This window comes from Citrobacter sp. Cy070 (assembly GCF_030332245.1).
Lineage (GTDB): Bacteria > Pseudomonadota > Gammaproteobacteria > Enterobacterales > Enterobacteriaceae > Citrobacter > Citrobacter youngae.
The window spans coordinates 1-18617 of the sequence record NZ_JAOWIG010000079.1; the positions used below are offsets into that span (position 1 = coordinate 1).

The 18617-nt window shown below is 46.4% G+C and carries 26 protein-coding genes; 4 read left to right on the plus strand and 22 right to left on the minus strand.

Annotation, left to right across the window (positions count from 1 at the left end):
- Window positions 1-32: 32 nt before the first annotated feature.
- Complete coding sequence (locus OGY19_RS16600; RefSeq protein ID WP_000654812.1) at window positions 33-1001, plus strand: IS5-like element IS903B family transposase; 969 nt, start codon at window positions 33-35, stop codon at window positions 999-1001.
- 409 nt (window positions 1002-1410) lie between these two features.
- On the opposite strand, the gene OGY19_RS16605 is transcribed toward OGY19_RS16600, so the two are convergent.
- The 11 genes from OGY19_RS16605 to OGY19_RS16655 all read right to left on the minus strand — a co-directional run bounded on the left by OGY19_RS16605 (window position 1411) and on the right by OGY19_RS16655 (window position 7985).
- The gene (locus OGY19_RS16605; protein ID WP_007372158.1) at window positions 1411-1941 is read right to left on the minus strand and encodes a hypothetical protein; all 531 of its coding nucleotides are present in this window, start codon (window positions 1939-1941) and stop codon (window positions 1411-1413) included.
- An 82-nt stretch (window positions 1942-2023) separates the two neighbouring features.
- Window positions 2024-2476 carry a hypothetical protein gene (locus OGY19_RS16610; RefSeq protein WP_007372157.1) on the minus strand — a complete coding sequence of 151 codons (453 nt, stop codon included), beginning with the start codon at window positions 2474-2476 and terminating at the stop codon, window positions 2024-2026.
- 12 nt (window positions 2477-2488) lie between these two features.
- Window positions 2489-2794 (minus strand): hypothetical protein, encoded by a 306-nt coding sequence (locus tag OGY19_RS16615; RefSeq protein WP_032941601.1) that lies wholly within the window; start codon window positions 2792-2794, stop codon window positions 2489-2491.
- A 5-nt stretch (window positions 2795-2799) separates the two neighbouring features.
- Window positions 2800-3327 (minus strand): hypothetical protein, encoded by a 528-nt coding sequence (locus tag OGY19_RS16620; protein WP_007372155.1) that lies wholly within the window; start codon window positions 3325-3327, stop codon window positions 2800-2802.
- Window positions 3328-3406: 79 nt separating this feature from the next.
- Window positions 3407-4291 carry a hypothetical protein gene (locus tag OGY19_RS16625; protein WP_007372154.1) on the minus strand — a complete coding sequence of 295 codons (885 nt, stop codon included), beginning with the start codon at window positions 4289-4291 and terminating at the stop codon, window positions 3407-3409.
- A gap of 199 nt (window positions 4292-4490) precedes the next feature.
- Window positions 4491-4892 carry a hypothetical protein gene (locus tag OGY19_RS16630; RefSeq protein ID WP_020996135.1) on the minus strand — a complete coding sequence of 134 codons (402 nt, stop codon included), beginning with the start codon at window positions 4890-4892 and terminating at the stop codon, window positions 4491-4493.
- A 90-nt stretch (window positions 4893-4982) separates the two neighbouring features.
- Window positions 4983-5444 carry a hypothetical protein gene (locus tag OGY19_RS16635; protein ID WP_009653863.1) on the minus strand — a complete coding sequence of 154 codons (462 nt, stop codon included), beginning with the start codon at window positions 5442-5444 and terminating at the stop codon, window positions 4983-4985.
- 383 nt (window positions 5445-5827) lie between these two features.
- Entirely contained in the window at window positions 5828-6163 is a 336-nt protein-coding gene (locus tag OGY19_RS16640; RefSeq protein WP_008786801.1) for a PerC family transcriptional regulator, read from the minus strand.
- Between the two features lie 8 nt (window positions 6164-6171).
- Window positions 6172-6489: a hypothetical protein gene (locus OGY19_RS16645; protein ID WP_020996134.1), complete on the minus strand. Its 318-nt coding sequence runs from the start codon at window positions 6487-6489 to the stop codon at window positions 6172-6174.
- Between the two features lie 109 nt (window positions 6490-6598).
- Window positions 6599-7669, minus strand: coding sequence for a phosphoadenosine phosphosulfate reductase domain-containing protein (locus OGY19_RS16650; protein WP_007372151.1), 1071 nt, complete (start codon window positions 7667-7669; stop codon window positions 6599-6601).
- Window positions 7662-7985 (minus strand): hypothetical protein, encoded by a 324-nt coding sequence (locus tag OGY19_RS16655; protein ID WP_020996132.1) that lies wholly within the window; start codon window positions 7983-7985, stop codon window positions 7662-7664. The genes OGY19_RS16650 and OGY19_RS16655 overlap by 8 nt, the downstream gene beginning before the upstream one ends.
- Before the next feature lie 122 nt (window positions 7986-8107).
- Between OGY19_RS16655 and OGY19_RS16660 the strand changes: the two genes are divergently transcribed.
- Window positions 8108-9097, plus strand: a complete 990-nt coding sequence (locus OGY19_RS16660) for a hypothetical protein (protein WP_007372150.1) — start codon at window positions 8108-8110, stop codon at window positions 9095-9097.
- 26 nt (window positions 9098-9123) lie between these two features.
- On the opposite strand, the gene OGY19_RS16665 is transcribed toward OGY19_RS16660, so the two are convergent.
- From OGY19_RS16665 to OGY19_RS16685, 5 genes are all read right to left on the minus strand, one after another.
- The gene (locus tag OGY19_RS16665; RefSeq protein WP_008786799.1) at window positions 9124-9528 is read right to left on the minus strand and encodes a hypothetical protein; all 405 of its coding nucleotides are present in this window, start codon (window positions 9526-9528) and stop codon (window positions 9124-9126) included.
- A 326-nt stretch (window positions 9529-9854) separates the two neighbouring features.
- Entirely contained in the window at window positions 9855-10406 is a 552-nt protein-coding gene (locus OGY19_RS16670; protein WP_007372149.1) for a LexA family transcriptional regulator, read from the minus strand.
- 29 nt (window positions 10407-10435) lie between these two features.
- Window positions 10436-10672 carry a hypothetical protein gene (locus OGY19_RS16675; RefSeq protein WP_007372148.1) on the minus strand — a complete coding sequence of 79 codons (237 nt, stop codon included), beginning with the start codon at window positions 10670-10672 and terminating at the stop codon, window positions 10436-10438.
- Between the two features lie 77 nt (window positions 10673-10749).
- Window positions 10750-11040, minus strand: a complete 291-nt coding sequence (locus OGY19_RS16680) for a hypothetical protein (protein WP_007372147.1) — start codon at window positions 11038-11040, stop codon at window positions 10750-10752.
- Between the two features lie 185 nt (window positions 11041-11225).
- Window positions 11226-11627, minus strand: coding sequence for a hypothetical protein (locus OGY19_RS16685; RefSeq protein ID WP_008786797.1), 402 nt, complete (start codon window positions 11625-11627; stop codon window positions 11226-11228).
- A gap of 356 nt (window positions 11628-11983) precedes the next feature.
- Here OGY19_RS16685 and OGY19_RS16690 point away from each other — a divergent pair, with 356 nt between their 5' ends.
- A complete protein-coding gene (locus tag OGY19_RS16690) occupies window positions 11984-12667 on the plus strand; it encodes a hypothetical protein (RefSeq protein ID WP_286596843.1) in 684 nt (227 codons plus the stop codon).
- A gap of 85 nt (window positions 12668-12752) precedes the next feature.
- On the opposite strand, the gene OGY19_RS16695 is transcribed toward OGY19_RS16690, so the two are convergent.
- The 6 genes from OGY19_RS16695 to umuD form a co-directional block, all read right to left on the minus strand.
- Window positions 12753-13244 carry a GNAT family N-acetyltransferase gene (locus OGY19_RS16695; RefSeq protein ID WP_000217395.1) on the minus strand — a complete coding sequence of 164 codons (492 nt, stop codon included), beginning with the start codon at window positions 13242-13244 and terminating at the stop codon, window positions 12753-12755.
- Between the two features lie 170 nt (window positions 13245-13414).
- Window positions 13415-13672: a helix-turn-helix domain-containing protein gene (locus tag OGY19_RS16700; RefSeq protein WP_001333498.1), complete on the minus strand. Its 258-nt coding sequence runs from the start codon at window positions 13670-13672 to the stop codon at window positions 13415-13417.
- Between the two features lie 288 nt (window positions 13673-13960).
- Window positions 13961-14341: a type I-E CRISPR-associated protein Cas6/Cse3/CasE gene (locus tag OGY19_RS16705; protein WP_127649377.1), complete on the minus strand. Its 381-nt coding sequence runs from the start codon at window positions 14339-14341 to the stop codon at window positions 13961-13963.
- Window positions 14342-14653: 312 nt separating this feature from the next.
- A complete protein-coding gene (locus OGY19_RS16710) occupies window positions 14654-15544 on the minus strand; it encodes a DNA replication terminus site-binding protein (protein WP_007372144.1) in 891 nt (296 codons plus the stop codon).
- A gap of 149 nt (window positions 15545-15693) precedes the next feature.
- Window positions 15694-16959, minus strand: a complete 1266-nt coding sequence (gene umuC / locus OGY19_RS16715) for a translesion error-prone DNA polymerase V subunit UmuC (protein ID WP_009652912.1) — start codon at window positions 16957-16959, stop codon at window positions 15694-15696.
- Window positions 16959-17375, minus strand: a complete 417-nt coding sequence (umuD, locus tag OGY19_RS16720) for a translesion error-prone DNA polymerase V autoproteolytic subunit (protein WP_008786793.1) — start codon at window positions 17373-17375, stop codon at window positions 16959-16961. Before umuD ends, umuC begins: the two co-directional genes overlap by 1 nt.
- A gap of 253 nt (window positions 17376-17628) precedes the next feature.
- On the opposite strand from umuD, the gene OGY19_RS16725 reads away from it, so the two are divergent.
- The gene (locus tag OGY19_RS16725; protein ID WP_007372141.1) at window positions 17629-18132 is read left to right on the plus strand and encodes a hypothetical protein; all 504 of its coding nucleotides are present in this window, start codon (window positions 17629-17631) and stop codon (window positions 18130-18132) included.
- Window positions 18133-18617 lie beyond the last annotated feature (485 nt).

Below are 18617 nucleotides of genomic sequence, written 5' to 3' on the forward strand. Positions count from 1 at the left end.
GGCTTTGTTGAATAAATCGAACTTTTGCTGAGTTGAAGGATCAGATCACGTATCTTCCCGACAACGCAGACCGTTCCGTGGCAAAGCAAAAGTTCAAAATCACCAACTGGCCCACCTACAATAAAGCCCTCATCAACCGTGGCTCCATAACTTTCTGGCTGGATGATGAAGCTATTCAGGCCTGGTATGAGTCAGCAACACCTTCTTCACGAGGCAGACCTCAGCGCTATTCTGACCTTGCCATCACTACTGTGCTGGTCATTAAACGCGTATTCAGGCTGACCCTGCGGGCTGCGCAGGGCTTTATTGATTCCATTTTTTCTCTGATGAACGTTCCGCTACGCTGCCCGGATTACAGCTGTGTCAGCAGGCGGGCAAAGTCGGTTAATGTCAGTTTCAAAACGCCCACCCGGGGTGAAATCGCACACCTGGTAATTGATTCCACCGGGCTGAAGGTCTTCGGTGAAGGCGAGTGGAAAGTCAAAAAGCATGGCCAGGAACGCCGCCGTATCTGGCGTAAGCTGCATCTCGCCGTTGACAGTAAAACACATGAAATCATCTGCGCTGACCTGTCGCTGAACAACGTTACGGACTCAGAGGCCTTCCCCGGGTTAATCCGGCAAACCCACCGGAAAATCAGGTCAGCCGCCGCCGATGGCGCTTACGATACCCGGCTATGTCACGATGAACTGCGGCGTAAGAAAATCAGCGCGCTTATCCCTCCCCGAAAAGGTGCGGGTTACTGGCCCGGTGAATATGCAGACCGTAACCGTGCAGTGGCTAATCAGCGAATGACCGGGAGTAATGCGCGGTGGAAATGGACAACAGATTACAACCGTCGCTCGATAGCGGAAACGGCGATGTACCGGGTAAAACAGCTGTTCGGGGGTTCACTGACGCTGCGTGACTACGATGGTCAGGTTGCGGAGGCTATGGCCCTGGTACGAGCGCTGAACAAAATGACGAAAGCAGGTATGCCTGAAAGCGTGCGTATTGCCTGAAAACACAACCCGCTACGGGGGAGACTTACCCGAAATCTGATTTATTCAACAAAGCCTAATTACTTTGCTATAGCCACGATTAGTCATACACCCTCCCCAGCTCTGTATCGGATGACATTATTATCAGCCTGTCCGGTCTGGTGACGAATGGTAATTCGTTAAATAATTGCACTGCACATCCATAAAAATAGTCAGGATATTAAGTTTGTGGTGAGAAGGACGGCACATCAGACAAAAAAAATCCCGGCCAGGCCGGGAAAGGTGATCTTTATGCCAGCGTACTCGCCAGCGTTCTCTTTGTTATGTCCCCATACTAAACATGTATGGCCCAGAGTGAAACAATTTTTGAAACCTGCAATGAAAATACATTGTGTTTCCATTTTGTTTACCTGAAAAGAGACGAAATGTATTATTGCTTGAGATGCCTTTTTGCCATACGTTTTAGGGTTTGGAGTATTGTTTGGTAAGCAGCGAGTTCATTTTTGTACTCAGCAATCTCCGTCTCATTCTTAACATAGTCGTTTTCAAGCTTAGCTATAGTATCAGTGTATTCTTGCATACTCTGTTCAACTTTTTTTGTTGCTGTACGAAACGCAGCGCTTTTAGTCGTTCTGATACCAACGGGGAATGTTTTCCCGATTTCCACGTCATGTTTATAGAAACTGCTGATGCTTGTATTCCAGACGCTTGGCTTTTTGTCGCTAGGCCGAATTTTGATAAATGTGATTCCAGGGATTTTATCCACAAGAAAAACAGTTTTTTCACTGCCTTCTGCCGCATTCTTTTTCATTCGAATTGTTTTTACGCCAACTTCTATTAATTCGACGCTGGTTTTTATTTTCGACGGGTTGTCTACGTCCATATCAATAAATACCCGCCAGCATGACTGGCCCTCTTTTATCGATGAAGGACACGCTTGTGGAAAATGGTCTTTGTACATGGTAAACCCCAACAACCTGAAATATGTAGGATAAAGATTAAGGGCATTTATGCTGCTTACGAAATTCGGGGCGACTCACTAATCACAGGGTGCGCTGGATTGACTCTGCGGCCTGTTGCCTTAGTGCGTTGCTGATACCAATTGCTTCAGCGAGATAAGCAAGATTATCCACCAGCACACATCGTGTCCCGGAACTGAGATCTCCAGTTACTCCCCAGCGGAGCATTTCACCAGGAGCCGGTTCATAATTATCCAGTTCACACTCAGGAAGGTCTACTGGCTCTCCCAGATAATCAATTAAGACCGGCCTGATATCGCTATATTCGGCATCAATACCAAGTGGCAGATCTTTCCTGACATATTGCCTCAGAACAAATAAATCCCTTTCGCTACATTGAGGGAAAATTCCAACCGGCAAGTTTGTGATAAGAATAGCTGCACCTTTTGAATCGCCAATTTCCTGAACGAGTTTTGCGGCGCACCAGACCGCCCCCTTCAGGAACTCCAGATTTTCATGCGATTGCTGTAATGACATATGACCTCTTTCTTATTGTCTGGCCCGCTTAAATCCATCGTTGCCATATGATTTAAAATACTCAGTAAACCCCTTATCGCTTTCACGAGTGTCGGCTGCGGCTTTCGAATTTGCCTCTTGCATGTCTCTTTCGCCTTTTTCCTGGCTGAGTTTCATGAAAGTCTTAATGTTATCGTCATTAGGGTCAGCCAGTACTTTCTGATAAGCCTTCTGGTAGCGCTCATCCAGGCTTAACCCTATTCCGAGACTCTGGCATCCGCTAATGCCGGTTATGAAAGCAATGATCAGAAACTTTCGTAGGTACGCACATTTCATCATTACTCCTACCGGGATGACCCGAGCATTTTGTTCCAGGCCGTAATCAGTGACTGAATCCCAGAAGTGGGCACAGGAGCAACCCATTTACAGCAGCTGAACCACAGGCGGTTAAACCGGTGAGGCATTTTCGTGATGTAGTTTTCCTTATACTCAAAGTTGTATTTATCACCAACGATGCGCGGAACTTCTTTGCAGAACGGACAGCGTTGAGCACCCGCGCTCATTTCAGGAACGATGATGAACTCGGTTTCCCCCAGCGTATCTGGATCCCACGGTTCGCGTTCACGCCAGCATGTGCCTTCTGGGAGCACGATATTCTCGTCGCATACGATGTATTCAAAGGTGGGAAATAACAGTTGATGAACACCGTGTTTACGCCAGCGCACTAACGCCAGAAACTCAATATGTTCTGAGCTATCGGCTTCCCGGGGAACAATAAAACGGTATACACCTGCTTTAGTCGGTAACCCTTCGCCCCGGATGCCAACTGGAGTCCAGCTTGGTTCTGTTGAGATACGGCGTAGTGCAGTCATAGTTACTCCCATTAAATTTTCTTCGTTCAATTTCCAGAATGAATCGATCTTTAAATCACTCTAACGGTAACTATTCCGATTACGAAATTCCGTTACCTTTAGGAATGATCGTGTTAACAGCCAGCATTGCATTTTTGAAGAAGTGTGCATTGCTACTTCTTAACTTAACAGAAGCATTAGAACTGACCGGGCTCAATGCCAGTAATGCGGTGCTGCGTCCCAGCCAGCGATAATATGAGAATAAACCCCACGAATTCAGGAATTCTCGTTTCATAATTGACATCAATTCAGATCTATCAGTCTGGTTAACTTTTGGGAACGTAATGAAAACTGCGCTATCCGGGTTCCGGGACAACCAACTGAAAACCTCTTCATTGGTGTAATAATACTTACCTTGCGTAAACACTCGCCCATTAAATCCTAATCGCACGACTGAGGACGGTATAATGTTATGGCAATAATCGAGCATGGGATATCCCATTTTCATCTGAGCGATATCAATGCGATTATCGCTCGGAATGCTTGCAGGTGCATTTGCATTTTTGAAACCGCGAGTACTGATCGAGTAATGACCGTCATCTGCATTCTGATAAACCCAGAATGGCTTGCAATACTCTTCTGAGTCTATAGCGGCTGTAAGATACGCTTCATCATAACTTTCAAATAACTTTTTTACTTTAGTCTGGTGGTCTGCAATATTTCTGGATTGAAGGTCTGGCCTGATTTTTAAAGGAATAGAATACACCGGTTCAAATGCCTTGACCGTATGGCCAGAACTCGTATGGTTTAGCAAATACCCAACCCACTCACGTTGAATTCCTTTTCCTATATACTCGCCGCTGTTCGCCCCTGCGTTGGTATCAAAACGCACGATAGATGTTCCACGCGCAGAAAGCATATTTTCAAATTCAGCACGGATAATGTTGGTATTTTTGCTAGTTAACGAATTCTGGAGATCATGCATATGTAGCCACCATTCATGTTTCAGCTTCGACTCTCACTATAATCACATGTTGAAATTTATTGTTACAGTGAGAATGAGGACGTTTTGCACCCAAAAATAAATAGCTTTTTCAACCGCAATTTGTGGGCATAAATGGTTTTTCTTAGCGTAAAAAAATAGCCGACTATGTCGGCTATTGTGACGATTCAACAGCTGGTGGTCAGAAAATGCACATCGAGGCGTATGCCGTCTTCTGGGAAACTTCAGTAGGGTTACGACCAATGAAAATACTACGGTTATTTTCTTTCTCGCTACGCATGAAGCGGTAGAGGTGGATGGCTACTCCATGAGCTTTCTGCACATCACGTCGGTGCAGCACAAGGTGCATTCTTTTTGGTGGTATGTGTGGGAAACGTTTCGCCAGAATTTGTCCAAGCACGTTAAGTGATTCACTGTTCTCGCGTAGCTGGTAAAGGTCTTCCACGATGAAAAAGATGTTATTCCCCCTGTCGAGTTCGTCAGGTACGGGGCACACTTTTAATCGGCACTCGATGACTTCACAACTCCAGTCACGATGAGGCAGAGACATGATGATGTTTTCTTTCTGCAAGACATTCGACATAAATCCCACCTCACGGTAAAAGCTGTATCAGTTTAACTCCCAAAACCCTTCGGCTGTGGGTTCTGCATTACGCACCGGCTCTCAGATTCCTTAAGGCTTTGATCCAGTATTATTCTTGAGAAATTTGAGTTCAGAACTACCCGGCTTCCCTTTTTGGGCCGTCTTGATAAATTCCCGCTCTTTGAAATACCACCGTTCAACAATTTGTGAAGATAGCGTATTGGATTCCAAGGCATAAGCCTGCAACTCCCTCCATGCAGCTATGTTATGCGGTTTGTATTTTGCCAGCTTAATATCCAGTTCTTCTTGCCAAGATCTGGCGCGTTTTGTAAAAACCTTTCGACCCAGCATTGGGAAAACCAAGAGCCCTGCTATATTGCCGACGAACTGTACAGACCAGTCAGAGGTTATGTAAAACCATATCCCGGCATTAACCGAAACCAGAACCAATAACCATGTTCCATACGCTCGCTGAAATGGAGGGAAGCAGTTATCTCGCCACATTCGAATACTTTTTCCAATGCTGTTCAGCAGGTTTTCGTTTGTTTTCATCAGTTATCTCTGTTCCTCTTCAGCATAGGCCGTTTGTATCAATTCAAACCTGTTCACCCTGACTACTTGAAGAACTATCTGATCGGTAATGCACCTAACCGGCGTAGTGCATCAGTAACCTCGTCTATGCCGAATAAAGACATTGGCGGGACTTTATCTCCAGAGATTGAGCAGGCTGTACACAATGCATTGTATGAGCTTACTCGTTCACGATGTAGAGACTGAAGGCTTACGATCAACATATCTCGCTCTGGGCCCGTGGTAGCTCCTATAAGGTCAAATAAACTTTGTTTAACCACTTACGTAATCCTCCGTCAAAATCAGTCAAGAGTGCGCTCATTCTCCTCAGTTTCATTTTTTAATGAACGGAAAAGGTCGACAAATCAGGCGGTATTAAAGACACCATCGTCTTTTAGTCCCATCCGTGTGTATACATCATTAATATGCTTGTGAATATATTGAAGATCACTTGCCTGCTCATGCTGTCTGATACGGTCTTCATGGCGAGAATTGGATAACCGAATGCAACGTTCCCGTTGTTCAACAATGTACTCAGTACACTGGGTATGTTCAAACATGACCTCTCCCCATTGCCTGGCAGCGCGGAGATACAACCCTCTTTCTTCCAGGTCCCGGGCAAGTATCACCGATTTGGTCGCTGGTATCTGGTACATTTCTTCAGCGAGCAGGAACGCTGCTGCACATTTTCTTTGTCCCATATCTACCTCTACCCTTTGTATAGAGTCGACATCTGGGCAGAAGTGAATGAGATTAACTCTTCAACCTGCCATTCGCTGATACTCTCCTGGTGGATAACCGAGTCCAGAAGTGAGCAGAAGACCCGACCTTCACAGAAGGCATCGAATAAGGTTTGCCAGGCACCGGCGAATCGCCCGGCCAGTTTACTTCGCTGACGTTTACTGCGGCAGCGATGCAATTCTTGCTGAAACAAGGATTCGTTTTCCGCACTGCTTTTTTCATGCAGAGCATCCCATAACTGGTTGAACCGTGTTTCAGTACAATTTCTGGCCGTTACCATCGTCATAATATTTCCTTCAGAGGCGGTTAAGCCTGTATCAATGTTGCTATTTGATATCTATTTTCCACGTAATATTCAGGTGACGAAATCTCAGCTATAAATCGCTGATGGCTAATTAGTCTGACCCGCATTTCTCCCGGTTGTACGCCCCACCAGGTAGCACCCATTCTTTTGACATGTTAATGACGGGCAATGTATAGACCGGATTTACCGCTTGCAGCAGCGCTTCCTCATCCGTGATATTAATAGGAGAAATATTCTGGCTTAGATCCAGAACATTTATTCGTTTACGACTGATAGTGACCCCAAAGCGGTTTTCATAGTTGGCCATTGCGTGAATACGCTCGGGGAAATAATGTTTGATGGTTGCCCATATGCGAGCACTGTTGTATATACACGTTAAGCATGAACTGCGACCCCATCCAAGACGATACGGTACTGGGGCTGTAACACGATGTTTTGCTAAAATCTCCCAGACTTGTTCTTCAGACCATTCAAGTACTGGCCTCCAGGCATCAACTTGTCTTTTTTTGCAACTGCTGGTATGTGGCTCCAGTTGTAAGTAATTGAATCTATTAGAGCTTTCCGCTCTCCTTTCCCCCGTAATAAAAAGCACCTTTTTTCCGTCAAAGCGTCTCTGATTTGTGAGTGCTCGCCGACCAACATCAATTTTTAGTGCTGATGAGCACCAACGTGTTTTAAGGCTTGGTGATTGCTGAGGGAACCGAAGTCGCGTGGCGGGAGTGCTTCGCTGGATATCACGTTCCGCGATTATTAATCCATCTGGGGTTTCGATACATTGCGGGCGACTGTAGCCATTCTCTTTCAGCATCTCACCTTCCATTCCTCCCTGAAGCCAGGAGAACATCAACGGTATCTGAAATGTTGAAGCTATTTTGCGGTTGTAGTCGGCCATAAATGGCCAGTCCATTAAAGTACTTCCCTCGCGGCCATCAACATCGTGATGCCAGAGTTCCACCCTGGACAGATCGACCCCGATGTCAATTAAGTGGAGAAGGCAGGCTATGGAGTCTTTTCCGCCGCTAAGGCAAATGATTATCACGTCATAGCAAGATATGTCGATATCTGGAGCGTTCCTGTACGTTTGTCCTGATAGTGGCGTGGTGATGCCTGCTATGCTACTCAGTGCAGGAATAATAAAGTTATCGTCGATTAAATCACTCACTTGCCGCGCTCCTGCTCTGAAGTGAATTTGTCAGAATCGCAGCAAGTCTAGTCTCGCCTAATGATGAGGCCAGATCTGATAGCGCTAGTTTACCTGCTGCTTCCATACCAAGTGCCTTTACTCGACTGGTATCAAGAACTGCAATTCTTTGGCCTGTTGCCTTACAGACAAGCGCATATCGACATACGCTTAATGTGCGATGGATGATGAATGAGAACATTTGATTGTCGATTTGTGCGCTGAATTTGCAGATCACATTTACTTTATGCGTCAACCCATTCTGGATTATGATTGTTGCAACATCGTCTTTAGGCATATCTACCTCCGGCTTTTTACTAAGCCTAATACGACGCTAACAGCTGACGAAATTTGCTTACAGATATAACTTTCACTGCAAATATCGTGTTATGAGTGACTGATTACTGCTTTGGAGACAGAATGGATTTTTCTAAAACTACTGTAGTGAAACCCGGTTTAATTGGTGATAACAACGCGTATTGGGCGATGCACTTTTGCTCAATTATTGAAACCCTTTATGATAATAACCGGATGAAGGTACGTTTTAATTCCCCTCTCATGGGGAAACATACACCAACAATGAGAAACCTAGTTTCATTAGCTGGTGAAGGATATTTTTCTTTAATTAAAGATCAGTTCAGAAACTTCGGTCTACAAAATTTGCTCTGCCACTATCTGATGAGTTATGAAGGTAGAGAAGTCTTAAATACTATACTTATTAATTTGTCTGATTATCGCAATGTCGATATCCTCGCTAATATGAGCCAGTTTGGTGTATTCATTAGCTGCCGTGACTTTAGAAGTGGCACTAATTTTGCGGTAGAGCATAATCCTTATCTACTTGGCCATGAGAATGTCTTTTATAATTCAGTTTATAATAGCTTAAAGTTTGCAGATCTATGCATTCTTTTCCGTATGAGAACGAATCCTAACCAAGAATCAGCTACTTTGTTTGGCATTCTTGGAGAGGTCGAAGGAAACAATGGTCAGGACTTGAAGAGACCGGCCTTCTGGGGAAGGAAAGGTTTGTATTTGTCTTTTGGTATTGGAGTCAATCCTAAACCCAAGGGGGAAAAACGTTCTAATCAATTTCAGCTTAATGACTGTACTTGCCAGTGGGTAAACGCTGCTGATGGTTATAAATTTGTCGCTATTTTTGAGTCAGAACACCATCTTGTTACAGATTATCTCGATGCAATAGGTACTATTGAACACCTTAATAAATTTGGCCCCAACCATCCTTTTCTAACACATTATCCAGCTCGGCACATTCTAAACATTGTGAGAGATGGCTGGGATAAATCAGTTGATATATTGATTACTGAACTGCGACGTTATCTTGCGCCTAACGAATTAGCTTCGCTAGGAACAAATCCAGTAATACCCTTTATACCCTCATTCAAACATTAAAATAAATGGGGCTACGGCCCCATTTTTTACTCACGATATAAGATGTAATAACATTTTCTGACCTGCATACTGTTGTTCAGGTAACCACAAAGTGCTTCACGACCATCCTGACTACGACCTATCCATAGGCCAGCCAAGCGTTTATCTGGTTGCTCAGACAGTATGAAAATTTTGCTGTTAATAAGACCAATGAATGGGCGTTCTACTCCCTGGGGGACTACAAAATTCCCCAGCGGTTTGTAACTTTCCAGGTTCAATACGATCGCAGCTGTCTGGTCACTGGAATTGTCAGCATCGTCCTGTTGCTCGCTGGCAGCAGGTTGTTGGTAGTTTTGAGAAGGCTGCTGAGCATAGAAATCGTTCGGATCGATCGATTCTGCGCTGGTTATGAAGGGCAATAGTGCTAAAAGGCCAAAAACAGCTTTTTTCATATGTCCACCATAGGGTTATGCGTTTAAATATGATTAGGCTATCAGTACCAATGCTGTCAGGCTAAAAACAATGGGGACAAATTGAGGGCTTTTATGTTGTGTTTATTGCTATTTTTGTCCTGCAATAGCATCTATTTCACACAATACACAGTGACATTTAGCTGGTGGCTCAAGTCGTTCGAATTGCGTCAGATTATGCAGACGTAATCGAGGTATACGTCTGACAGCATGATGGCCACACGAAAGTTCAAGAAACCAGATTCGTCCGTTACGGCTCCCGTCCTGAACCTTTACGTTTACAACTTCTCTCCATATGCGAATCATGGCTAACCTTCTGCCGGGCTCGGTGGTTCATCGTTGTCCTGGGTAATTTTAACGTAATCACCCTGATTGATAACGATTACTTCATTAAGATGAGGGCTGTAACGTACCCTCTCTACTTCGTCGAGATAGTCCACATGTCTACGCGCCTTGTTATTCGAGAAGCCGAGCGCTTTCCCTATTGCGTGAACTGATGGCCCACGGCCACCATTTCTGTTCATGTATTTTTTGACATACGTGATGATTGCTTTCCTGTCACTGGTCATGTCCGGGAGTTCGGCAATGTCATCATGACCTTGTCCTTTCGCTACGCGCAGCGTCATAGACTTTCTTTCACCATCGATAATGATTCGTCCCTGGTCATGCAACTGCCGGATACGCCGGGAAACGAGCCCTTTTGAATACCCCAGAGAAGAACAGATCTGCTCGTAAGACGGTGCTGCACCCTGCTCTTTGATTTCTGTCACAATGAAATCAAAGAGCCTGTCCAGGTGGGCATTTGCTTTTGGGGCGTTCTGTGCTTTTCCAGAAACACTACCGGCGTTGTCTTCAGTCATATCCCTTCCGTCCAGTTGGTGGTTGTTAATTAATGCGGGCTATCGACGTTCTTCGTCGAACTGAGACTAAAAGGCACGACGTCCGCTTTTACATCAGTTAAGGAGTGATTACCGCAGAGTTGCCCTTTAACTTTAGTCAGGCCCACCAGCGCATCCTCAAGCAGTTCTGATTCCTGAGATGTCACATTACTACCCAGTTCCATACCGATTTTTTCGCCCGCGTCCTTGAGGATACTGATAGCACGATCGATAGATTCACTGTACATAATCGCCACCTTGTTCGTTTTGTTAACATAGCCAATTAGTGCGTGTTCAGCTATAGCTGAGTTGTTTTATCACCTGTTTATGCGGCCCTTTTTCTTGCCAGGCAGCGAGCTAAAACCCGTTCCCTGGCTTCATGCTGCTCATCGATACAAAGCTGAATTCCCAACCCCAGGATGTAACGCTCCTGAAGTTCTGCCGGATGGAGGAAATTGAGCGCGGTGAAACCAGCTGGCACGGAACCATATTTGGCCAGGCTGTCTTCGTAACGTCGCTGGGCTATTTCACAAATTAAGTTATATTGAGCAATAGCTGCCTCACGTCCAACTTGATTGAATATTTCAACCGCCAGGACTTCCGAACATGTCTGCATTTTTGCATCCGTTTTGTTTACCTGACATCAGTATCACCCCGATGTGCTGGCTAACGAAATTTACGGATAGATGAATGTAATGAGGGGAATAGAACGTAATGGAATGTTTATACTGAACCCAAATTATGGGGAGCTTGATAATCAAATGTGGAAGTTTGTTGAGAAGCAGACTTCCAGACTTGGTATTAACTGGTTTTCTGACTATTAAGCCAGCTGATTAGCTCATCTTGCGTGTCAAAAGACGCGACAAAGGTCTGCTCCTGATCAGGACGTTGTGCATCCCTTATCGCTCTGAATGGAGCTTCACCGCTATAGTAGAATATTGGCTCCGCACGGCGTTTGACCCATGCTGATTGCTCGCGCTCTGCGAGCTCGCAGGCTTCTTCGTAATTGTCCGCTACTCCCAGCACTGTCGAACGATCCCAAGCTCCTCCATTCAGGCATCGAACAGTGATTTTCCCGTCCGGGCAAGTAATGCCATATGGATGATCCCACCAGGCATCAAGCTGAGACTTTGAGCGCTTTTCATTAGGTGTATCGTCGAAGTTTTTAGGTAATACCGGATTAAGGGGTATGCAGTTTGGCACTTGGATTCTCCCTGTAGCCTGAATCTACAAATAGGCAGTAAGCAATGTTCGTCAGGTTAACATGTACCTCCTGTTAGGTAATTAAGTACTTCGTTCCATTTTCGATATTCGCGTTATCTGACTCATTTTCTCCGACTTCAGGAGATCTCCATGCTGCTACGTAAGCCATGTGAATCAGGCTTGTTTTTCGCCCCGCTTTGACCCCATTTCCATGATGTTCTCAAACCTCGCGCTGTTACAGTAGGACAACTGCTACTGACGAGGTGAATATGACCAGATACCTTGGATACTGCGCCCTTGCGCTCCTTACCGTCCTGCCGACCGCTTCGGTATATTCTGCTGTACAGAATGATACAATGGGCCTATACGCTCCCGATCCCAGCTACACACCTGACATCCAAAATTCAGCACCTGTAACGCCTTCTCCGGGGGATGACAGTCTGTACAGTGATGACGTACCCGATTCATCTACCGCTCCAGAAAGCACCATTACCCCCCTGAATAGCTTTGATGTTATGTCTTTTTCTATAGGGCCGGTAAGCCTGCGGATGACAGCTTCTGAAGCGATCACTGCTATCACTGACAAACTTGGCCAGTCTGCTGGTGAAGAAATTCAAAAGCGCTACAGTAACAACTCATTGAATAGTATTTTCTGGGGAGATGCTCACCAGGAGACGGTGGTCTATTTTATCCCCGATACGGCAGTTGACCCCATTGAGCCGGTGGCTTACAAAATCCGCTTTTCATTCAGCAACCCTGATCTCTTACTGAAGTCGGCGATCGAGAAATATGGAGAGCCTTCAGTCTCTGATGCCCAGAGAGGTCGTTATATCTGGTGCAAGGCACTGGCGGAGAAAACGAATAAGTGTGATGACAGTAAATCTGAGCTTACGCTGACAACGCGAGAAGTTGAAGACACTGGCATCCTGACTCTCAGCGACCCAACGCTCTCATTTGATGCCTCGCGGACTGCAACGGCCACCCCGGATAAAGACCAGGCTGCGACTGAAGATAACCAGGGGCCATTGCCACAGCTCTGAAGTCGTCCGTCGCTGTCCAGCATCCTTTTGCAGGATTACTAAACCGACTGAATTCGTCAGCCGGTTTTTTTATCTGAATTTTACATTAGCGTCTGAAAGTACGCTTTCCAAACGGGCTTATCTCTTTGACGTGAAAACCCGCATTAGTCAGCATCCTGGCCATGACAACTGATGCAGGAAGACAGGATGCCTCCACTTTATGGCCGGGAGTAGCATCCAGAATACTTTGCAACATGGAGCGCCCAAATCCTTTTTGTCTTTGACTCCTGGTAACACCAAACATCCTGATTTCCAGATGTGAAGCAAGTCCATTTGCACCATTTTTGCCCGTCAGTAGGGCAAAACCTATCGCTGCGCCATTATGTTGAGCATCAAAGACAAACAAGAAATCGGCGCAATTCTCTCCCCGTTCCCGCCTGGCAATGGCTTCTGAGATCTGACTTTCGAACTGAGACAGTCCGTCATCATCATCAAAGTTAAAATACCCATCCCGCATACCGTCGCGAATCACCGCTATGATAAAGGGAACATCCTGTTTGGTTCCAAAGCGCATTTCAGGGGCAGATAACACCGTCATCAGTTTGTCTCTCGTAACCGTTATTATTCCATCAATTTGATTACATGGAGGTAAAGAGGTCAATAGAAATGAACGGGGTATTTCGCTGATGACCATTTGATCGGTGTTAGTGGTTTCAGTAGCAGAGCCAGGAGGTATATAAGGCCAGCAAAAATGCCAGCCTTTTTCATTTAAACCGGTTTTCTTATGATTCTCTTGATCGGCATTCCTGCCTTATCAAAATATCGGGTTGGCCATATTTCTTGAGGTTCTTCACCAATTGCATTAGCGATGATGATCTCGCCTCTAGGCCAGTCACGTGTCAGTGCATTTGCCAGAGTGCTGCTTGAAAGACCGTTAGCCCTACTCAGTGAGGCAAGTGACAAACCTTTCTTATGTAGCGCAGCTATGATGTCTGCCTTATGCCAGTCCTGTTTTTCCATCTCCATTTCCTTTGGTGGTGAATCGGAACATGGTTTGCAGTACCAGCTAATGACGACTGGCGAGCCGTAAGGCTCCCACGCCCCGACCCACCATTGACAAAAAACAGGCGAGCGAGTGCGAACCGTTCAAGTACATGAACGGCGTGTCATTAGTCGGGGCTGCAAATCCCCACTCTTACGATTTAGTAAGGGCTACAACAGTTTACAGCATTTAAAGGGTGTATCAGAAGTGTTAATGCCGTAAGTTTGCGAGTCGGTTTGAAATTCAGATAATAACTATGCTTAATGGCCTGTTCAGGAAAGCACTTCGATGCTGTTCATATAGCCAAAGCCGAATATCCGCTTTCTGCCGATCCCGAAAGCGTATGCCTGTTCAAGTGCGCCGACATCTTCAATCACGCATTCAGCATCGTACTGGCTCATCGGTACAATGATCTTGTGGGATGTACGGCCAACGCTCCCGGGCTTAATAATATGGAACTTGGTGCTTCGAACGATACGTAACCGTCCACAGATCACTCCGGCCCGTTCCAGGTGATAGTGGATATAATCCGGGAGTTCATGGGCAGGTGGACAAATCTCTCTTTTCCGGCCTCCAGCTTCCTCGCGTCGAATAGTGGCCAGCGAGCCGCAGATTCGAATTTTCTGGCCAGACACAAACATGATTTCCTTCATGACTTCGCCAGGGAGCCCGAGTGCAACAGCCGTTCTCAGAACAACCTGGGTGTCGGAGGCACTTTGTTTGCGAGAGTAGAAGGTGTATGGGAGTCGCGACCCAGAACGTTCCTGGACTACCTTATCCAGTTGCTGGTGGATCCCATACACGTCACCTGGGGCGATTCTGAACCTGAGCGCACATTCAAAGTATTTCACGCCACATTCCTTGCTGAACATAATGAATTTTCAATATTAGTTTCAGGGTATGGCATGGACGGCGAGTGACGAAATTATGAGGGGGGAATACGGCCAGTCCTTTGGCCGGTGTGGTCAGAGAATCATTTCGATACTTTCGCCGTGGAATATACCGATCACATCTGTCTTGAGGCGGTTACTCCTCGGCTTTACTTCATTGGCCACGAACTCTGGCAATGGCCGAATTTTCACGTGCTCATCCTGAATGATAATGAACGGCATAGATGAAGCGGCAGAAAGACGCAGTATCTGGTCGGGGTGTTCAGGATCAGCCATCGCGATGTTTGCAGCTGGATGCACTTTAACCGGACGGCGTAAGCGAAGCTTTTCTTCCGGTACACGCGCAATAGCCTTAATCAACGAGTTGAGTCTGACTGATTTATCTTCATCTTCCTCGATGTCCTTGCCCATCTTCTGGAGCAACTCGATTTTGTTAACCCTGCTAAAAAGCGTCTTTTGCCTCCAGCCGAAACTGACCAGATTGACGTTAGCATTATCAAACATACGCAGCTGCCGATAGAGATGCAGGGTCATGACACCAGGGCAGGCGCTATGCAGCGCGTTGAAGCGCATGTATTCCGGTCGGCGATCACCACCGTAGTTTTCGATGATGTGGCGTTGAATGCTCTCTTTATGCTGGTTGATGGATGTCACCAAACGGGTAACCAGCTGAGAGAATTCCGCATCTGTATTGTCGTACCATAATACGCCGGTAGTGCGCCGAGCGGACTTCTGCGAATAGCCATCCCTGATATGCAGGTCAGCGTATGCCGCGCAGGCAGCATGGACAGCATCGTGTCCCTGTTTCAGCTCAGGCATGATGTGTTCGATGGCCATATCTTCTTCGCCATCAGCAACGGCTGGCAGGACGCAGACACTCGCCTTGAGCGGAAGCCGGGAACCCAGCACTCCACGAAGTTGTGTGATCTCGCTCTCCAGCGTCTGGAAAGTTGTTGAGATATTCATTTCTATCCCCGAAAAAGGGCTCTAAACTCCCTCCGCTGCACGGAGGACTGTATGTACATACATACTCATAACAAGCGAAACCGAGTATATCAAGTTCGTTTTGTTTACAGACGAATTTTATCGATGACGAATGAAGTTTTCACTGCTGATTAGCCAATCCTGACGCGAGGGATTTCATTAATGTTAGTGAGATAGGATGGTGACAATAACTCCCGCCGCATCGTCCAGTCTTTGTCGATGCCCTGGCCCGCAAACCATAATTTCCCCCGACCTGACCGGTTAATTCTATCCATCACGCCCATCAACGCTTCACCATTGGCAAAGAGTCGGTTCTCACCAAACAAATCGAGCTGGCTGGTGGCGCTATCATAAAAGTCAGATAGCATCACTCCGGCTTTATGGTATCGGTATCCCTCCTGCCAGATATGCCGGAGCCCTGCGACCGCAGCCGCAATGATTTCCCGGGTATCGGCGGTGGGGTTTTCCAGCTTGACTGTCTGCTGGCCACTGTAAGGGGCCGTTTTCGAATAGTAACTTGTGCCAATAAAAACCGTTATGCAGCGACAGTATTGCTTCTCTTCGCGCAGCTTCTCGCCTGCACGTTCGGCATACTCACACACCGCCTGGTGCATTGCTTCGTAGTGCTCTATTTTCTGGCCGAATGAACGCGAGCTGATGATCTGCTGCTTAACCTTCCTCACCTCTTCCAGGGCTATGCAGGACTCGCCATTCAATTCGCGCTGCGTTCGCTCCAGTACGACTCCAAATGTGTTACGGATAAGCGATGTTGGCGCATTGGCCAGATCGAGAGCAGTCCTGATGCCCATGCTGTTCAGTCTGGTGGCATATCTCCGGCCCACCCCCCAGACATCGCTTACGTCAATATATGGCAATAATTTACGTTGTCTTTCTGGACTGCTGAGATCAACCACTCCGCCTGTTTTAGTCCATGTTTTTGCAGCTTTATTTGCTAGTTTTGCCAAAGTTTTAGTTGTCGATATGCCCACCCCCACGGGTATATGGGTGCTCTTTAATACGGTTTTCTTTATTTCTCTTCCATAGTCATCAAAATTATAATTTTTCTGCATTCCTTCAAACGAAAGGAAAACTTCATCAATACTGTAGACCTCAGTATTACTGGAGAATTTAAATAATGTCTCACACACCCTACGGGAGATCTCCGCGTACAAGGCATAGTTAGAACTGAAAACATGTACACCGTTAGCTTCAAAGAATGCTTTCTTCTGGAAGTACACGTCACCATTCTGGATACCTAATTTTTTAGCTTCCGCTGAACGTGCCACGACCATGCCATCATTGTTCGAAAGGCATACAATTGGCTTGTTCACCAGATCGGGCCGAAAGACTCTCTCGCAGGAGGCGTAAAATGAGTTGCAATCCACCAGGCAGAACATCACAAGGCCTTGTACACGATGAAGGTCACCACGCCAAAAATGGCCAGTTCTTCGCCTTCTTTCAGATAGATCGGTGACATCCGGCTATTCATTGGCAGTAGCGCGGGAGCCGGGCTTAGCTGCAACCGCTTAATGGTGAAATCACCATCAACGGTCGCAATCACAATATCCCCCTCTTTCGCCTCAAGTGAGCTATCCACGATGACCAGATCGCCTTCGTGAATACGTGCCTCTACCATCGATGAACCTGTTACTCGTAAGAAGTAGGTTGCAGATGGATGTTTGATGAGGTGAGTATTTAGATCAATAAATTCATCAACATAATCGGAAGCGACTGAAGGGAAACCTGCGCTGACAGGCTCAACGAACAACGGGAATTGGCCTGGTGATTGTTGTGTCACTGGGATAAGTTTCATAATGCTCTGCTCTTCGTGGTGCTGTATATCCATACAGTATTATAGACAGGAGCCAGGAATTTTCGCACCTCCTTTTCCGAAAGTTATTTTCCGCTATCACTCTTCAGGTTTTTCTTATCACTTGTCCAGAAGTGGGTAACTGCACATAACAAATTGCAACCATATGATTCCTCAGTTCATTTTCAGAATTTACTCGTGCTTACTTCGTATACAATTCGGAATTTATCCGTACATTTTATAAGGAGTAATAACGATGAAGCAGTTTACAAATGAAGCAACTCAACAAATGCTGGCCGACTTTGACAAATCCCCTTTCTCTGACGCTGATCTGGCCGCAATGGATGTGGATGCTCGACAAATTATTGAGCAGAACGCTGAAAGGGATCGCCAACACCCGGTAACAGCAATCTGGCGTGTTGCGGTCGAGGGAAGCCTGACTGCGCGAGGTGGTGTCGTAACCGCTGTTGATAGCGCCAGGGTTATGGATCTAGGCAACGGTCAAATGGTCAAAATCGCAGTGGAGGGTGATGCAGTCACTTATACCGATGGTTCATCTGCACGGATTGTTTCAAGCGCTGGCCAGAAAGCTACACACTTCGAGAAAGGGCTCGCGCTGGTGGGCAGCGTACTGGATAACGGGGATGAAATTGTCTCGACCCCGCAGGACAGATTAGTGCTGTTATCGCGCAAAGGTATGGCTGAAGCCCCCGACTTTCTGGCAATACCCGGAGGCGTGACTCATGGGGTATCGAACTAACAATTATGGCCGGGGCCAGGCGCTCCACGGAGATAAAACCACCACAGGCGCGACCGTCCTTACTTGGGGTCAGTTTGGATATCGAAAATTATTGTACTATAAGGACTTCCCCGGCATGTCAAAGCCGGTATTTATGGTTTCTGTCTGCTCTTCAGTAAAAATAAAGGGGAGAGACTGCGGTACTATAAACGGCCATGATGAATCGTCATCGATTCGGGCCCTGATGAAAGACGCGCGTGAGGTTCTTGTTCGTTAAGCGGATACGTATATCCTGTACAATAGCCAGATAGGCCTCACGGGGTCTAACCCTTTATCATCAACGAATTGCAGGTCAGATGGTTATACAGCTTCGAGCTTTAGTTGACTGAGTACAGCCGGAAATCATCACCGTAATGTAGTGATGCCGGCACTGTTGCAAATAGTCGGTGGTGATAAACTTATCATCCCCTTTTGCTGATGGAGCTGCACATGAACCCATTCAAAGG

Excerpts from the sequence above, each read along its gene's own strand:
- OGY19_RS16605 (WP_007372158.1), bottom strand. The coding sequence starts at position 1,941 with ATGTACAAAGACCATTTTCCACAAGCGTGTCCTTCATCGATAAAAGAG.
- OGY19_RS16610 (WP_007372157.1), bottom strand. The coding sequence starts at position 2,476 with ATGTCATTACAGCAATCGCATGAAAATCTGGAGTTCCTGAAGGGGGCG.
- OGY19_RS16615 (WP_032941601.1), bottom strand. The coding sequence starts at position 2,794 with ATGATGAAATGTGCGTACCTACGAAAGTTTCTGATCATTGCTTTCATA.
- OGY19_RS16620 (WP_007372155.1), bottom strand. The coding sequence starts at position 3,327 with ATGACTGCACTACGCCGTATCTCAACAGAACCAAGCTGGACTCCAGTT.
- OGY19_RS16625 (WP_007372154.1), bottom strand. The coding sequence starts at position 4,291 with ATGCATGATCTCCAGAATTCGTTAACTAGCAAAAATACCAACATTATC.
- OGY19_RS16630 (WP_020996135.1), bottom strand. The coding sequence starts at position 4,892 with ATGTCGAATGTCTTGCAGAAAGAAAACATCATCATGTCTCTGCCTCAT.
- OGY19_RS16635 (WP_009653863.1), bottom strand. The coding sequence starts at position 5,444 with ATGAAAACAAACGAAAACCTGCTGAACAGCATTGGAAAAAGTATTCGA.
- OGY19_RS16640 (WP_008786801.1), bottom strand. The coding sequence starts at position 6,163 with ATGGGACAAAGAAAATGTGCAGCAGCGTTCCTGCTCGCTGAAGAAATG.
- OGY19_RS16645 (WP_020996134.1), bottom strand. The coding sequence starts at position 6,489 with ATGACGATGGTAACGGCCAGAAATTGTACTGAAACACGGTTCAACCAG.
- OGY19_RS16655 (WP_020996132.1), bottom strand. The coding sequence starts at position 7,985 with ATGCCTAAAGACGATGTTGCAACAATCATAATCCAGAATGGGTTGACG.
- OGY19_RS16660 (WP_007372150.1), top strand. The coding sequence starts at position 8,108 with ATGGATTTTTCTAAAACTACTGTAGTGAAACCCGGTTTAATTGGTGAT.
- OGY19_RS16665 (WP_008786799.1), bottom strand. The coding sequence starts at position 9,528 with ATGAAAAAAGCTGTTTTTGGCCTTTTAGCACTATTGCCCTTCATAACC.
- OGY19_RS16670 (WP_007372149.1), bottom strand. The coding sequence starts at position 10,406 with ATGACTGAAGACAACGCCGGTAGTGTTTCTGGAAAAGCACAGAACGCC.
- OGY19_RS16675 (WP_007372148.1), bottom strand. The coding sequence starts at position 10,672 with ATGTACAGTGAATCTATCGATCGTGCTATCAGTATCCTCAAGGACGCG.
- OGY19_RS16680 (WP_007372147.1), bottom strand. The coding sequence starts at position 11,040 with ATGCAGACATGTTCGGAAGTCCTGGCGGTTGAAATATTCAATCAAGTT.
- OGY19_RS16690 (WP_286596843.1), top strand. The coding sequence starts at position 11,984 with ATGGGCCTATACGCTCCCGATCCCAGCTACACACCTGACATCCAAAAT.
- OGY19_RS16695 (WP_000217395.1), bottom strand. The coding sequence starts at position 13,244 with ATGACGGTGTTATCTGCCCCTGAAATGCGCTTTGGAACCAAACAGGAT.
- OGY19_RS16700 (WP_001333498.1), bottom strand. The coding sequence starts at position 13,672 with ATGGAGATGGAAAAACAGGACTGGCATAAGGCAGACATCATAGCTGCG.
- OGY19_RS16705 (WP_127649377.1), bottom strand. The coding sequence starts at position 14,341 with ATGAAGGAAATCATGTTTGTGTCTGGCCAGAAAATTCGAATCTGCGGC.
- OGY19_RS16710 (WP_007372144.1), bottom strand. The coding sequence starts at position 15,544 with ATGAATATCTCAACAACTTTCCAGACGCTGGAGAGCGAGATCACACAA.
- umuC (WP_009652912.1), bottom strand. The coding sequence starts at position 16,959 with ATGTTCTGCCTGGTGGATTGCAACTCATTTTACGCCTCCTGCGAGAGA.
- umuD (WP_008786793.1), bottom strand. The coding sequence starts at position 17,375 with ATGAAACTTATCCCAGTGACACAACAATCACCAGGCCAATTCCCGTTG.
- OGY19_RS16725 (WP_007372141.1), top strand. The coding sequence starts at position 17,629 with ATGAAGCAGTTTACAAATGAAGCAACTCAACAAATGCTGGCCGACTTT.